The organism is Brevibacillus nitrificans (genome assembly GCF_003710965.1).
In the GTDB taxonomy this organism is placed as follows: domain Bacteria; phylum Bacillota; class Bacilli; order Brevibacillales; family Brevibacillaceae; genus Brevibacillus; species Brevibacillus centrosporus.
The window spans coordinates 1-13,234 of sequence record NZ_RHHU01000017.1 but is presented as its reverse complement, the minus strand read 5'-3'; the positions used below and the strand labels follow the sequence as shown (position 1 = coordinate 13,234).

Here is a 13,234-nt window from a genome sequence, read left to right as displayed (position 1 = left end):
ATTGAATATTATTCGATGTATGCCCATTTCCAATCGATCGCGCCCAGCCCGTCCTGATAGACTCCTTTGACCTTGTCGTTTTTCACCCATGTGTGCGTGTAGAAGTAAATCGGCATGATCGGCATTTCCTCCATCATGAGCTTCTCGGCTTCTCCCAAAATGGCTTTGCGCTTTTCTAGATCTCCTTCCGTCGCTGACTGATTCAGGAGCTCCTTAAACTTCGGATTTTCCCAGCGCGTATCGTTATTTCCGCCATTCTTATCCTTGAACAGCTCCAGGAAGTTGATCGGATCGTTAAAGTCACCTGACCAGCCGAGACGGCCGACCTGGTAGTTTCCTTCATGCATCGTCTCGAGGTAGACCTTCCACTCCTGGTTTTCCAGCTTCACGTCGGCGCCGAGGTTTTTCCGCCACTGATCCTGGATGGCTTCTGCGATCTTTTTGTGACCTTCTGAGGTGTTGTAGATGAGCGTGATGGGGGGCAGCTTGGTCATTCCCAGCTCTTTTAACCCTTCGTCCAGCAGCTGCTTGGCTGTCTCTTGATCGTTGTCCTTGAAGTAGCCGCCCTGATTGAGCGCCATCGTTGGAGGAACGGCTGCCATCGCAGGCTGTTCATTTGCCTGCAGAACGTTATCGATCAGTGTTTGCCGATTGATAGAGTAGGCAAAGGCTTTACGAATTTTAACGTTATTAAAAGGTGGTTGCTCTACGTTGAACTTATACCAATAGGTAGCGCCTACTGGCTTCACCTGCAGCTTGCCACTGTCTTTTAAAGCCGGCATCGCATCTTTTGGCAATGCACTGAGTGGCGATCCCGCCCAGTCGATTTCTCCATTTTCAAACATGGACAGCTCTGTGTTTTCATCCTCTACCATCGAGAAATTGATTTTGTCCAGTTTGACATTGTCTTTGTCCCAGTAATTCTCGTTTTTGACCATCACCATCTTGCTTTTGTGATCCCAGGTCTCCAGCTTGAATGGACCGTTGCCCAAATGCGTTTTGGCATCCCCCGCCCAATTCGGGTTTGATTCAATGAGCTTTTTATTTACCGGGAAATATGTTTGGAAGGCAGTCAGCTCCAAGAAAAATGGCGTGGGATTTGCCAATTCTACCTTCAAGGTCTTGTCATCAACTGCTTTTACACCGACATCCTCCAGGCTTCCTTCACCCTTGTTGGCTTTTTCCGCATTCTTGATGTAGTAGAGCTGATAGGCATAGTTGGAAGCCGTTTTCGGATCCAATGCTCGCTTCCAGGCGTACTCAAAGTCATGTGCGGTCACCGGCTCTCCGTTGCTCCACTTCGACTCTCGTAAGGTAAACGTGTATGTTTTCAGATCTTCCGAGACATCGATCTTTTCGGCAACTGCCTCTACCGGTTTGCCTTCGGGACCAATCCTCGTCAGTCCATCGAAAAGCGCTTTGGTGACGGCTGCTGAAGTCGTATCCTCCGCTAAGCCCGGATCTGCTGACGGTGGCTCGGAGTGAAGATTCCAGCGCAAAACCTGCTCGGCTTTTGGCTTTTCCGCTGGTGCAGGCTGTGAACCTCCCTGTGGCTGTGTTTGCGTTTGTCCTGAATCAGCAGGCTGGGATGCTTGCTGCCCTCCCCCACATCCTGCCAGCGCTGTACCCAGCATCGCTACACTGCTGATGAGAGCGAATAAACTTTTTTTCACACGATCAACCCCTCTATTCTGAATTAGGCAAAACTTTTGCAATTTACAGAAAATGCAAGAGATATGCCAACGGCCTCGCAGGTAAGCGCGTGCTAGCACCACAAGATTGGCTGTGTCTAATTTTTTATACACGAGCGTGTCTATTGCTCAGATTATTAGACAGTACAGTTTAACTAAAGCAAAAACCCCCGACTGCTCTTTCCCAGCCGAGGGTCCTCTCCAACTTTTCGTATTACAAAACGATCAAATCACGGGGCGAATGTGTGAGAACCTCGTTGCCTACCTCTGTCACCACGAGATCATCCTCGATTCTTACGCCGCCTATTTCCGGAAGATAGATTCCCGGTTCTACGGTCAGTACCATGCCCGGTTGGAGGATGGCCGTACATCTCGTTGACATGAATGGCTCCTCGTGAATATCGAGGCCCACACCGTGCCCCATCCCGTGACCAAAACGCTCTCCGTAGCCTTTTTCGGCAATAAAGTCGCGAGCAAATGCATCCGCTTCTTTTCCGGAAATCCCAGGACGAATCCCTGCTACCGCACGATTCCGAGCTTCCAAGACAATTTGATAAATTCCTTCAGCTGATCGGAGGGATGGCCAACCGCCACGGTACGGGTAATGTCGGAACGATAGCCCTGGTACAAAGCTCCGAAGTCCATCGTGACCATATCCCCTGACTGGATCACTTTCTCGCTCGCTACTCCATGCGGCAGTGCCGAGCGATGCCCCGAGGCGATGATCATATCAAAAGCAGAGCCGGATGCTCCTTGTTTACGCATGAACATTTCCAGCTCATTGGACACATCCAGCTCCGTGATCCCCGGGCGAAGGAAGCTCGTGATATGGGCAAATGCCGCATCTGCAATCTGCGCTGCCGTACGGATTTTCCCTAATTCCTCGGTCGTCTTGATCATTCGCAGGCCTTCGATCACACCAGCTGTCGCAACCAGCTCACCTTTTACCGCCTCTGCATATTTGCGATGCAGCGAATAGGTCAGATTGTCTTCTTCAAAGCCGAGCTTGGCAATCCCCATTTCTTCCGCAATACGAGCAACTTCACTGTACACGGATTCCTTTGCAGCCAGAAACACGATTCCGAAATCCGCTGCCTGGGCTCGTGCCTGTGCAGTATAGCGGAAGTCCGTCAGCAGCTTCGCTTGATCCTGTGAAATGAGAACAACGCCATACGTCCCTGTAAAATTGGTCAAATAACGCCGATTTTGTCCGTTGGTCACCAGCATTCCGTCGATTCCAGCTGCCTCGAACTGCTGGCGAAGCTTCTTCAATTTCTCCATCTACGTCATCCCTCTCATGCCTGTTTTTCAGGCAGTCTCTTTCATTGTCTGATCTAGCAAGCATTATGCCAGCACCTCTTTTTTAGGCATTCTCTCTGCTCCCGTATTTTCCTTCTCCCTGCACCTTCTCTCCCCAAGATGGCATGACACTTGCATTTTCATTCGCACAAGATCGAAAGGAGGACAGCATCATGGACGCACACCAGCTGATTGTCTGTCGTTGTGAAGAAGTATCCTTGGCTGAGCTTATAGAGACAGCCGAAGCCTATCAGTGCAGTGCCCGGGAGTTAAAGCTGCGAACTCGCGCCGGGATGGGCTGCTGTGGAGGTCGGACCTGCCGGGTGCTGGTAGATCAGGTAATCGAGAAAGTAACGGGCCAAACACCCTCTCATACCGTACCGCTCGGATATCAGCCGCCCGTACGCCCCCTGTCTTTTCAACTCATGGGAGGTCGAAATAAATGAGTCAGCGAATTGTTCAGCATCCCGTCCTGGGCACCTTGACGCCTGGGGAACTCTTGCATTTTACCTTTAATGGAGACCCTTACACTGCCTACGAAGGGGAGACCATCGCGGCCGCGCTGCTTGCCGCAGGTGTCCGTACGCTGCGTGTGCACGAAGAAAAAGGGACCCCTCGGGGGATTTACTGTAATATCGGTCATTGCTACGAATGCCGGGTGCACGTCGATGGTGTTCCCACTGTCCGCGCTTGTATGACCTTAGTGAAGGACGGGATGCAGGTCAGTGCCGGGACCGTGCTGCCTACTCCACTGAAAAAAGGAGGGCATCCCTCATGATCGATGCTCTCATCATTGGTGCTGGACCTGCCGGCTTATCTGCTGCCATTGCCTGCGCCAAACAAGATTTGTCCGTAGTCGTCATCGATGAATTTTACCGAGCCGGTGGACGGCTACTCGGTCAGCTGCATCAGGAACCGGATGGCACCTGGTGGAATGGCGTCGAGGAAGCTCTGCGGCTGGATCGGGAGGCGCGTGCACTCGGCGTCGATATACGCTGCGGGGTATCCGTCTACGATGTATCCCGAACACCCGACGGTTGGAGTGTCTCTACCACTGCCGGGGAAATGAAAGCACCCCTGCTGCTGATCGCAACCGGGGCTTCTGAAACGGCCGTTCCTGTACCTGGGTGGACTTTGCCAGGCGTCATGTCCATCGGCGCTGCCCAAGTCATGACCAATGTGCAGCGCGTGCGTGTAGGCGAGCGCGGAGTCGTGATCGGGGTCAACATTCTCTCCGTGGCCATTGCTCGAGAGCTGCAGCTCGCCGGGATCCAGATCGATCGGATGATTCTCCCTCCCGCTTCATCCATCACCGGAAATGCTGGAGTCCCGGAAGAAGTCATGCATGCCCTGCTGCGAGTCGCTCATCTGGCTCCGTCCCCTTTGATTCGCTGGGGGAGTCGGTTCATGCACAGCCATTGGATGCAGAGCTTGGCTGTTCGGCTTTATCCTTCCCGCGGCTTCACTATGTGGGACATTCCCATTCAGCTGCGCATAGCTGCTCTGGAAATCGTTGGGACAACTCAAGTCGAAGGGGTACGGATCGCGCAGATAACCCCGGACGGTCAGCCCATCGCCGGAACGGAACAGATGATACCTGCTGATTTCGTCTGTATCGCAGGTGGATTGAGCCCACTCGCCGAACTGGCTGCGGTCGCAGGCTGTCCCTTTGCCTACGTGCCTTCCCTTGGTGGTCACGTTCCGATCCACAACGAACAGATGCAAACGGCATTGCCTGGTCTTTTCGTAGCTGGAAATATAACCGGAGTCGAAAGTGCCAAGGTCGCGATGGCGCAGGGGAACGTCGCGGGACTCTCCATGGCGCATGCCCGCGATGCCTTGACTGACCCCTCCCCGCTGGCGGACGCTATTCGGGATGTAAAGGCCGTACGGCAACGAGCCACGATCCAGTTTCATCCGGAAATTGATGAGGGCCGCGCTCTTGTTGAAAAGCTGGCGCTGGCTCCAGTTGCTCCATAGCACGCCTTCGCTTGGAAGAGGGGATTCAGCCTTTGCTGTGTCCCCTCTTCTTTTTTTGTGTTTTTGCAATTGGCTATTCACATACATACTGTTTGTATGTTAAATTGGTACCATCTACCATATAAGGAGTGATTGATATGCAGATATCCAGTTCATACCCTGTCATTTTGACAGAACAGGTTGCTGACAGCTCCCGCTTTTACACGGGCTATTTTGGCTTTGTGCCTGCGTTTGAATCGGATTGGTACGTGAGTCTGAAAAACGACCAGACGGAGCACTCCTTTGAGTTAGCCATCTTGGATGCGTCACACGCTACCATTCCTGATGGGTACCGCAAAACCACGCAAGGTCTCATCCTCAATTTTGAGGTGGATAATGTAGATGCGGAATACGAGCGTCTGATTGTCCAATCAGGGCTTCCTCTGCACCTGGACATCCGCGACGAAGCTTTCGGACAGCGCCACTTCATCACGTCCGATCCGAATGGGGTCTTAATCGATGTCATCACCGTCATCCCCCCCTCGGAAGCATTCCTTCGCCAATACGTGGAGAACGATTGACCCGCTGGGAACAAACAAGGAGAATTCATCATGAAACGATCAAAAGAAGAACAAAAAAAGGCGACCATCCGCAAGCTGACGGAAGTAGCCAGAGTACATTTTTCCGCGCATGGGTATGCCGAGGCTTCCACGGAGGAAATGGTTCAGGAGGCTGGATTGACTCGGGGAGCGCTTTACCATCATTTTGGCAACAAGGAAGGTCTGTTTCATGCGGTACTTGCCATGGTGCAAGCAGAAATCGCACAACAGGTGGAATCTGAAGCAGCACACAGCGAAGATCGATGGGAGCAGTTGGTTCTGGGGTGTCGCGCCTTTGTTTCCGCTGCGGTCGAAACTCCCAATAGGCGAATTTTGCTCATCGATGGCCCATCCGTATTGGGCTGGGAAAGCTGGCGCCAGATGGACCAGGAACATTCCATGCGGTTGCTGCACGAGCAGCTGCTGCTCATCGACGAGCAAGGCGGCCTCAAACCTGTGTCGATCCCCGCTCTCACTCATCTTCTCTCTGGCGCCATGAATGAGGCGGCACTCTGGATAGCCCAGATGCCCGACCAGCAGCAAGCTCTCATCGAGGCTACCGCATCGCTTCGCCTGATGCTGGATGGATTCAAAGCACAATAGCGTCTCACTCTTTCACTGCACCCGAAGTTAAACCAGAAATAATCCGCCGTTGGAAAATCAGTACCATGATGACCAAAGGCACAGTCACGATGATCGACGCTGCAGAGATTTCCCCCCATGGAATGGTAAACATCCCTTGGAACATCACGATCCCCACCGGAACTGTCTTCATCGCTTCCTGCGTATTGAGCGTCAGAGCAAACAAGAACTCATTCCACGCCGCGATAAAGACGAGAATCGCTGTCGTAAATACGCCGGGCATCGCCAGCGGAAAGAACACCCTGGTCATGGTCTGCCAAATGCTAGCGCCGTCTACTTTGGCAGCCTCCCCTAAGTCCACGGGAATTTTGCGGAAAAAGATCGTCAGATTCCAGATCGCCAGCGGCAGCGCAAAGGTCGTATACGGGATAATCAAACCGAGATAGCTGTTCGTCAGTCCCATCGATTGCATGAACATGAAAATGGGAGAAATCGTAGCGATTTGCGGAAACATCGAGACAGCAAGCACGATTCCGAGGATGATCGTTTTGCCGCGAAACGACAGCCATGCGATCGCATACGCCGCGAAGGAAGCAATCGTAATGGAGTACAAGGTTGTCAGTGTCGCCACAACTGTCGAGTTCCACAGATACCTCGCAAACGGCCGCTCTGTGAATACCCTGACAAAATTGTCAAAGCTGGGGTTCAAAATGATAAACTGAAAGGCCCTCTCTCCAAACAGCTCACTTGGCGGCTTCAAAGCGGCGATGAGAATCCATAAAAACGGAAACATCACAATAAAGATAAAAAGGACCAAAAAGATATAGAACAACGGACCCGCCTTTTTCTGCATACCTTCCTCCCTCCTTATCTTCCGCCGCTTTCGCCCAAGAGGTCTGCTCCCAGGATTTTGATATAGCCAATGGAGATCAGCGCCACACATAAAAACACGATGATGGCGAGTGCCGAGCCTTCGCCAAAGCTCATTTGGGCAAACATCGTTTTGTACGCCAGGATCGATATGGTTTCGGTCGAATTGGCCGGGCCGCCTCCTGTCAAAGCGTAGATCAAGTCAAAAACCCGGAAGGCATCGAGCGTGCGAAACAGCAAGGAAACAAGCAGTGTCGACTTGAGCATCGGCAGCGTAATCCGGAAAAACTGCTGAACGCGGCTGGCTCCGTCTACCTGTGCCGCCTCATAGAGACTATGGGGAATCGTTTGCAGTCCGGCAAACAGCAGCAGCGCCATGAATGGTGTCGTTTTCCAGACATCCGCTAAAATAACGGAGAACATCGCTCCTGCTTTTGTCGTCAAGAGCACACCCATGTTTGACACCAGCCCTGTCACTTCAAAGAGATGCGCGACAATTCCATTTTGTCCATCGTATAAATACTTCCACATCATCGCAGAAATCACAGTTGGGATCGCCCAGGGAATGAGAACCGTCGCCCGAACCAGCCCGCGCCCCGCGAACTGTTTGTTGATCAACAGTGCAATCCACAGTCCGAGTACCAGCTCAATCGCTACCGAGACTACGGTAAAAAACAGCGTGTTATACAAGGCTCCCCACATCCTGCTATCTGTCAGGAACTTTTTGTAGTAGGCAAAGCCTACATAATTGGGTTCGATGACGGATGACGAGATTCCCTGTACGACTCCCGTGGCTCCCTCTGGCTTGCTCAGCTGTTTTTGCTTCCCCATTTCGCCGAGGGTCGTCCCGATCACTGCGAGTGTAGACTGGATCGATTCCATCTGCTCACTCGTAAGCTCTACGTACTTCAGCTCGTTTGGGACAGGCTTGAACTCTAGCAGCAGCTGATCAATTTTCTCGTATCGTGCGGCGATTTCACCCGTTTGCTGCAGTGTCGCATTCATTTGTTCTGCCTGCTGTCGCAGGGTCAGCAGCTGTTCCTTGGCAGCTCCCTGCGCCGTGTCCGCTTCCTTTTTCAAATAGCGCAGCAAATTGGGCAAGGTGTTGACGTATCTCTCCATATCCAATCCATACGAGGTGTGCACCTCTGTTTTGGTCGGATCATTCAGTCGAATATCATGCAGGCTAATCCAAAAAGAACGCATGACGGGCCAGATAGCAATGATGAGAATGATCACGATGGCGGGTAGTATCAATAAATAGCCCATCTGCTTTTCCGAAAGGGACGTTTGCTTCATCCGTTCACCCTCTTTTTCGCCGTTGTCATGATTGTGTACGCCGTTTCGAAGATAGAGGACTCCCGGGAAAGCACCACTTGCCTCCCGGGAGCAACCCCCTCCCTTACGATTTTCCGTTATTTTTTCATCAACGCGTTCATTTGGGTTTCCATGTTCTTCGCAGCTTGCTCAGCCGTTTGCTGACCTGCGAGTGCTTTCGATACCTCGATCTGGATGACTTCCGAAATTTTTGGATAGATCGGGGTGGTTGGTCGAGATACCGCTGCGCTTACGCCGTCGACGAAGTCTTTGTTTGCAAACAATGGGCTTGCTTTTTGGACGTCGGCTTCATCGTATGCGGGCAGATAGGTTGGAGCGAGTCCACCGTGAACTGCCGATATTTTTTGACCTTCTGGACCTGTCATGAACTTCAGGAATTCCCACGCTTCTTTTGGATGCTTGGTGAATTTGTTGATCCCGCCCATCCAGCCGCCGAGCGCTGCTGCGGAACCAGCATCACCAGCCGGCAGTGGAGCGATTGCTACTTTGTCTACGATTTTGGATTGTGTTTGATCCTGTGCCATGGCGAATTGATACGGCCAGTTGCGAACGAACGGAGATTGGCCCTCGAGGAATGTGGTATGCGATTCTGTTTCTGTAAACGTGGTGATATTTTTGGGGACAAAGTCAGACTTTACGATTTCCATCATTTTTTGCAGGCCCTTGATCGTTCCCGGATTGTTTACGGCGACGTTGCCTTGTTCATCGAGAATTTTGCCACCGTACGCAGCGCTGAACTCGACGAAGTTACATACGAGCCCTTCATACTGCTTGGCTTGCATCAGATACCCGAACTTGAACCCATCTTTGCCATTTAAAGCTTTTGCTTGAGCAATCAGGTCGTCCCAGGTCTTCGGTGCTTCTTTTACCATATCCTTGCGATAGAAGAGGAGACCGGCGTCGATGAATTTCGGCATGGTCCACTGCTGTCCACCGAAGTTTCCAGCGTCCATGGCACCTTTAATGTATTTGCCTGTATCGATTTGATCCTGCTCCATGAGTCGATCCAGAGGAAGGAGGTAGCCCGCTTGAGCGAATTCCGCCGGCCAGATTACATCGAGGTCAAACACGTCTATCTCGGAAGACTGCGCACTGAACATCGTGACGTATTGATCATGGCTTTGTCCGGTGTCAGACGGCATTTCGCGGATTTCTACTTCAATCTCGGGATGTGCGGCAGTAAAGGCCTCTACCAGCTTCTTCGTAGAATCGGTGGAATCCTTTCCGCGAGCGTAGACCAGCTTGACTTTTTCAGCTGCAGGTGCAGGCTCGGTCTTGGGCGTTTCAGCAGGTGCTGGTGTTTGTGCGGCTGGCTGCTGGGGAGCTGCTGTAGGTGCGGATTGCTGTGGAGCGCTTGAACACGCGGCTAAAGATAAAAGCATGGAGAAGGTCAGACCAACAGATGTAAGCCCTTTCAATAATTTCATTATTATGGACCCCCTTATTCGATTTTTACGAGGCCCCCCCCCTGGAGGAGTTCCTCATCACAGCTTTACAATCGGATTGCCTCACCCGTCGCAGCAGATGCGTAAATCGCCTCGATCAAGCGATTGATGTACAGCGCTTGCTCCGGTGTGCAAAGAGGAGTTGCGGAACCTTCCAAGGAGTCGATAAAGTTTTGAAACAGCTTTACTCGTTCTTTTTCCCGCTTTGGTACAATCTCGGTGGTAGCCGCTGTCCCGTTCCAATCCTGATACAAGGTGAGCCGGTCCTCCATCAGGTTGAGCAATGTTCCCCCTGCTTGCCCGTACAGATTGAGGAAAACGTTTTCCTTTTCAATATGAGAAGCCCAGCTCGCTTCCAATGTGAGAGTCAAACCGTTTTCGAACGTAATCATCGCCACTGCCATGTCTTCTACGTCAAAGGTACCCTTCTCGTCACGCCGTCCCCACTCTGACAGGCCCTTCTTATTTGGTCCGAACTGTGCGTAGGTCTGCCCGAGAACCGACACCGGTTTTGGATGACCGAGCAGCCACAGGGTCAGGTCCAGCATATGTACCCCAATGTCGATCAGCGGTCCGCCCCCTGCCAGCTCTTTTTGGGTAAACCAGCTGCCCCAGCCAGGAATTCCGTTTCGCCTGACCCAGCCTGTCTTCGCGTGATAGACCTGTCCCAGCTTGCCTTCCATCAGCAGATTTTTGACGTACTGCGCATCGCTGCGAAAACGGTTGTTCTGCGCTACCATCAGGATCTTGCCTGCCTGCCCTGCTGCTTGGATCATTTCTTCGGCTTGTGCGACGTTCATCGCCATCGGCTTTTCGCACAGCGTGTGTTTTCCTGCTGCCAGGGCTTCCATAGCCGTTTCCGCGTGCAAGTAATTGGGAACGCAGATGACGACTGCATTCACCTCTGGATTTTTCAGCAGCTCCCTGTAATCCGTATAGACTTGTGGAATCGTATGCCGAGCTGCCCGGTTTGATGCTACTTCCCGCGATACGTCTGCGATCGCCACTACCTCTGCCCTGGGCTCATCCTTGATCGCTTCGAGATGTGCCTCTGAGATCCCGCCCGCTCCAATGATCCCAATCTTCCATTTTTTTGTGTTTGTCATGCCCAGCCTCCTATACCCACCACAGATTGTTTACGGGCTCTCGCAAAATGACCTGTTTCAGATTGTGAACCGCTCGCTGGAAGCCTTCTTCAATCGACATGAGCGCATCCTCGTGTTCGATACTGACTACGTAATCATAGCCGTTCATCCGCAAAGCGCTCATCATATGGGCCCACGTTTGCTGATCGTGCCCGTAGCCTACCGTGCGGAAGTACCAGGCGCGTTCATTCAAATTGGCGTAGGAGTTCATGTCGGTCAGTCCGTACATGTTGACTTTGTCCTGATCAATGTACGTATCCTTCGCATGGAAATGGTAGATCGCTTTTTCTTTCCCCAAAATCTTGATTGCCGCTACTGGATCAATGCCTTGCCACCACATGTGACTGGGATCGAAATTCGCGCCAATTCCTTCCCCTGCCTGTTCACGAAGCTTGAGCAGCGTCCCCGGCGTATGGACCAAGAAGCCTCCATGCAGCTCCAACGCTACTTTTACGTGATGGGAAACGGCGTACGCAGCCCATTCCTTCCAGTAAGGGATCAGTTTGTTTTCCCATTGCCAGGTCAAAACATCCCGGTATTCATTCGGCCAAGGTGCCACGGGCCAGTTTGGATAGACAGCTCCTTCATGATCGCCAGCCGTACCCGAAAAGCAATTGACGACGGGGACCTCGAGCTGCTCTGCCAGCCTCACAGTTTGGACAAACGTCTCATGGGACTCACGCGCGAACTTCTTGTCGGGAGTCAATGGATTGCCGTGGCAGCTGAGCGCACTGATGATCAAGCCGCGATCTTCAACTGCTTTTTTGTAGGCACGAACCTTCTCCGGGTTGTCCAGCAGCTCCTCCACATTGCAATGGGCATCTCCGGGATATCCGCCTGTTCCGATTTCTACTGCTTCCAAGCCTGCCGCTTGCACGTGGTCCAGCATTTCCTCAAACGACTTTTCACCGAATAACACCGTAAATACTCCAAGCTTCACACTTCTTCACCCCTTTTCTTGACATGCACACTATCTATGTTCTTTTTCTTGATGCTGTTTTCATCGAATGGCCCTCACACTTTGCCGGATCACGAGATCGTGCGGAACCGTGCTCAATCGCTCAAATGGCTCATTGCGCAGCTGCTTCAGCAGTTTTTCCCCTGCGGCGCGACCGTACATATAAGGATCGTTGTGAATGGTTGTCAGCATCGGTCTTGCCAATGAGGCCATTTCCAGATTGTCAAAGCCCATGACAGACACATCGTCCGGTACGCGTATTCCCGCGTCGTGCAAATAGTTCAAGACACCGACTGCCATGAGATCGGTAGCGACAAAAATAGCTGTCGGGAGCTCATTCTCATGCTCATTTTCTTCAAAGATTTTTTTGACCGCTTCGTAGGCACTCTTGGGTGTAAAGTCGCCCTCCACCGCAAAGCCATCGGGAACGTTCAAGCCATGTGTCCTCATCGCTTTCCGGTATCCTCCCATCCTGTCCAGCCCACATGGCGGATCCCAAAGCGGCCCCGATACACAGGCGATGCGTCGATGCCCCTGAGAAATCAAATAGGCTGTAGCGTCATAGGCGGCTTGCACATTGTTCACGTTTACGGTAGGAACCTGATAGCCGTGCAAATCATGGCCGGTTACGACCATAGGAACCTCCATTTCATGCAAGTGCTGGATATGGCCTTCGAGAAAGTGAATGCTTGCCAGGATCACGCCATCAATCTGCTTTTCCTTGAATAGCCGCAAGTACTTCAATTCCTTTTCGACGGCTTCATCAGAGATCGCCAAAAACATGCTGTAATCGTATTCGCTGATGACACTGTCGATCCCGTAAATGAGGTTGGAATAGAAGCTATTGGATATATCAGGAATCATGACGCCGATGATCCGGGTTTCTTTGTTTACCAGACTTCTCGCTATGGCGTTGGGTTGAAAAGAAGTCTCCTCTACTGCTTTCATCACTTTTTCCCTCAGCTCGGGGCGAACAGGCTTGGAATTATTCAAAACTCTAGAGACAGTTGCGATCGATACGTTTGCTAGCTGCGCGATGTCTTTAATGGTAACTGCTATGATCGTTCACTCTCTTTCCCTTAATTAGGAAAACGATTTCCTACTCAAAAAATACACGCGCCCACTATTTTTGTCAATATTCAGTCTATTTTCTTTTTTCGACAATGCCAAAAAGCTGCATTCGTCATTACTCGCCAAATGGAGTAATCGCGAATGCAGCTTTTCTAGTTCGTGCCTTCAAAACTGAATCTGCATGTTTGCTAAGAGTGTGTGGATAAGTCCTCGACCGATTAGTATTCGTCAGCTCCACGTGTTACCACGCTTCCACACCGAACCTATCAACCTCATC

The 13,234-nt window shown here is 51.7% G+C and carries 12 protein-coding genes and 1 pseudogene; 5 read left to right on the top strand and 8 right to left on the bottom strand.

What is annotated here, in order from left to right:
* Window positions 1-8: 8 nt before the first annotated feature.
* Window positions 9-1,673 (bottom strand): peptide ABC transporter substrate-binding protein, encoded by a 1,665-nt coding sequence (locus EDM59_RS23320; protein WP_122925812.1) that lies wholly within the window; start codon window positions 1,671-1,673, stop codon window positions 9-11.
* 232 nt (window positions 1,674-1,905) lie between these two features.
* A pseudogene (locus EDM59_RS23315) lies at window positions 1,906-2,972 on the bottom strand (M24 family metallopeptidase).
* A gap of 191 nt (window positions 2,973-3,163) precedes the next feature.
* On the opposite strand from EDM59_RS23315, the gene EDM59_RS23310 reads away from it, so the two are divergent.
* From EDM59_RS23310 to EDM59_RS23290, 5 genes are all read left to right on the top strand, one after another.
* Window positions 3,164-3,436: a (2Fe-2S)-binding protein gene (locus tag EDM59_RS23310; protein WP_122925811.1), complete on the top strand. Its 273-nt coding sequence runs from the start codon at window positions 3,164-3,166 to the stop codon at window positions 3,434-3,436.
* Window positions 3,433-3,768, top strand: a complete 336-nt coding sequence (locus tag EDM59_RS23305) for a (2Fe-2S)-binding protein (protein WP_122925810.1) — start codon at window positions 3,433-3,435, stop codon at window positions 3,766-3,768. Before EDM59_RS23310 ends, EDM59_RS23305 begins: the two co-directional genes overlap by 4 nt.
* Window positions 3,765-4,970 (top strand): NAD(P)/FAD-dependent oxidoreductase, encoded by a 1,206-nt coding sequence (locus EDM59_RS23300; RefSeq protein ID WP_122925809.1) that lies wholly within the window; start codon window positions 3,765-3,767, stop codon window positions 4,968-4,970. Before EDM59_RS23305 ends, EDM59_RS23300 begins: the two co-directional genes overlap by 4 nt.
* A gap of 137 nt (window positions 4,971-5,107) precedes the next feature.
* Window positions 5,108-5,530 carry a VOC family protein gene (locus tag EDM59_RS23295; protein WP_122925808.1) on the top strand — a complete coding sequence of 141 codons (423 nt, stop codon included), beginning with the start codon at window positions 5,108-5,110 and terminating at the stop codon, window positions 5,528-5,530.
* A 30-nt stretch (window positions 5,531-5,560) separates the two neighbouring features.
* Window positions 5,561-6,151 carry a TetR/AcrR family transcriptional regulator gene (locus tag EDM59_RS23290; protein WP_122925807.1) on the top strand — a complete coding sequence of 197 codons (591 nt, stop codon included), beginning with the start codon at window positions 5,561-5,563 and terminating at the stop codon, window positions 6,149-6,151.
* A gap of 4 nt (window positions 6,152-6,155) precedes the next feature.
* Here EDM59_RS23290 and EDM59_RS23285 read toward each other — a convergent pair whose 3' ends face one another.
* From EDM59_RS23285 to EDM59_RS23260, 6 genes are all read right to left on the bottom strand, one after another.
* A complete protein-coding gene (locus EDM59_RS23285) occupies window positions 6,156-6,983 on the bottom strand; it encodes a carbohydrate ABC transporter permease (protein ID WP_092274381.1) in 828 nt (275 codons plus the stop codon).
* Between the two features lie 14 nt (window positions 6,984-6,997).
* Entirely contained in the window at window positions 6,998-8,299 is a 1,302-nt protein-coding gene (locus EDM59_RS23280; protein ID WP_122925806.1) for a carbohydrate ABC transporter permease, read from the bottom strand.
* A 116-nt stretch (window positions 8,300-8,415) separates the two neighbouring features.
* On the bottom strand, window positions 8,416-9,765 hold the full coding sequence (locus tag EDM59_RS23275; RefSeq protein ID WP_122925805.1) for an extracellular solute-binding protein: 1,350 nt from the start codon (window positions 9,763-9,765) through the stop codon (window positions 8,416-8,418).
* A gap of 65 nt (window positions 9,766-9,830) precedes the next feature.
* Window positions 9,831-10,889, bottom strand: coding sequence for a Gfo/Idh/MocA family protein (locus tag EDM59_RS23270; protein ID WP_122925804.1), 1,059 nt, complete (start codon window positions 10,887-10,889; stop codon window positions 9,831-9,833).
* Between the two features lie 10 nt (window positions 10,890-10,899).
* A complete protein-coding gene (locus EDM59_RS23265) occupies window positions 10,900-11,868 on the bottom strand; it encodes a sugar phosphate isomerase/epimerase family protein (RefSeq protein WP_122925803.1) in 969 nt (322 codons plus the stop codon).
* Window positions 11,869-11,928: 60 nt separating this feature from the next.
* Window positions 11,929-12,924, bottom strand: a complete 996-nt coding sequence (locus tag EDM59_RS23260) for a LacI family DNA-binding transcriptional regulator (RefSeq protein WP_281274593.1) — start codon at window positions 12,922-12,924, stop codon at window positions 11,929-11,931.
* Window positions 12,925-13,234 lie beyond the last annotated feature (310 nt).

Coding starts and splice junctions, on each gene's coding strand:
- EDM59_RS23290 (WP_122925807.1), top strand. CDS start 5,561: ATGAAACGATCAAAAGAAGAACAAAAAAAGGCGACCATCCGCAAGCTG.
- EDM59_RS23285 (WP_092274381.1), bottom strand. CDS start 6,983: ATGCAGAAAAAGGCGGGTCCGTTGTTCTATATCTTTTTGGTCCTTTTT.
- EDM59_RS23305 (WP_122925810.1), top strand. CDS start 3,433: ATGAGTCAGCGAATTGTTCAGCATCCCGTCCTGGGCACCTTGACGCCT.
- EDM59_RS23300 (WP_122925809.1), top strand. CDS start 3,765: ATGATCGATGCTCTCATCATTGGTGCTGGACCTGCCGGCTTATCTGCT.
- EDM59_RS23280 (WP_122925806.1), bottom strand. CDS start 8,299: ATGAAGCAAACGTCCCTTTCGGAAAAGCAGATGGGCTATTTATTGATA.
- EDM59_RS23310 (WP_122925811.1), top strand. CDS start 3,164: ATGGACGCACACCAGCTGATTGTCTGTCGTTGTGAAGAAGTATCCTTG.
- EDM59_RS23270 (WP_122925804.1), bottom strand. CDS start 10,889: ATGACAAACACAAAAAAATGGAAGATTGGGATCATTGGAGCGGGCGGG.
- EDM59_RS23295 (WP_122925808.1), top strand. CDS start 5,108: ATGCAGATATCCAGTTCATACCCTGTCATTTTGACAGAACAGGTTGCT.
- EDM59_RS23275 (WP_122925805.1), bottom strand. CDS start 9,765: ATGAAATTATTGAAAGGGCTTACATCTGTTGGTCTGACCTTCTCCATG.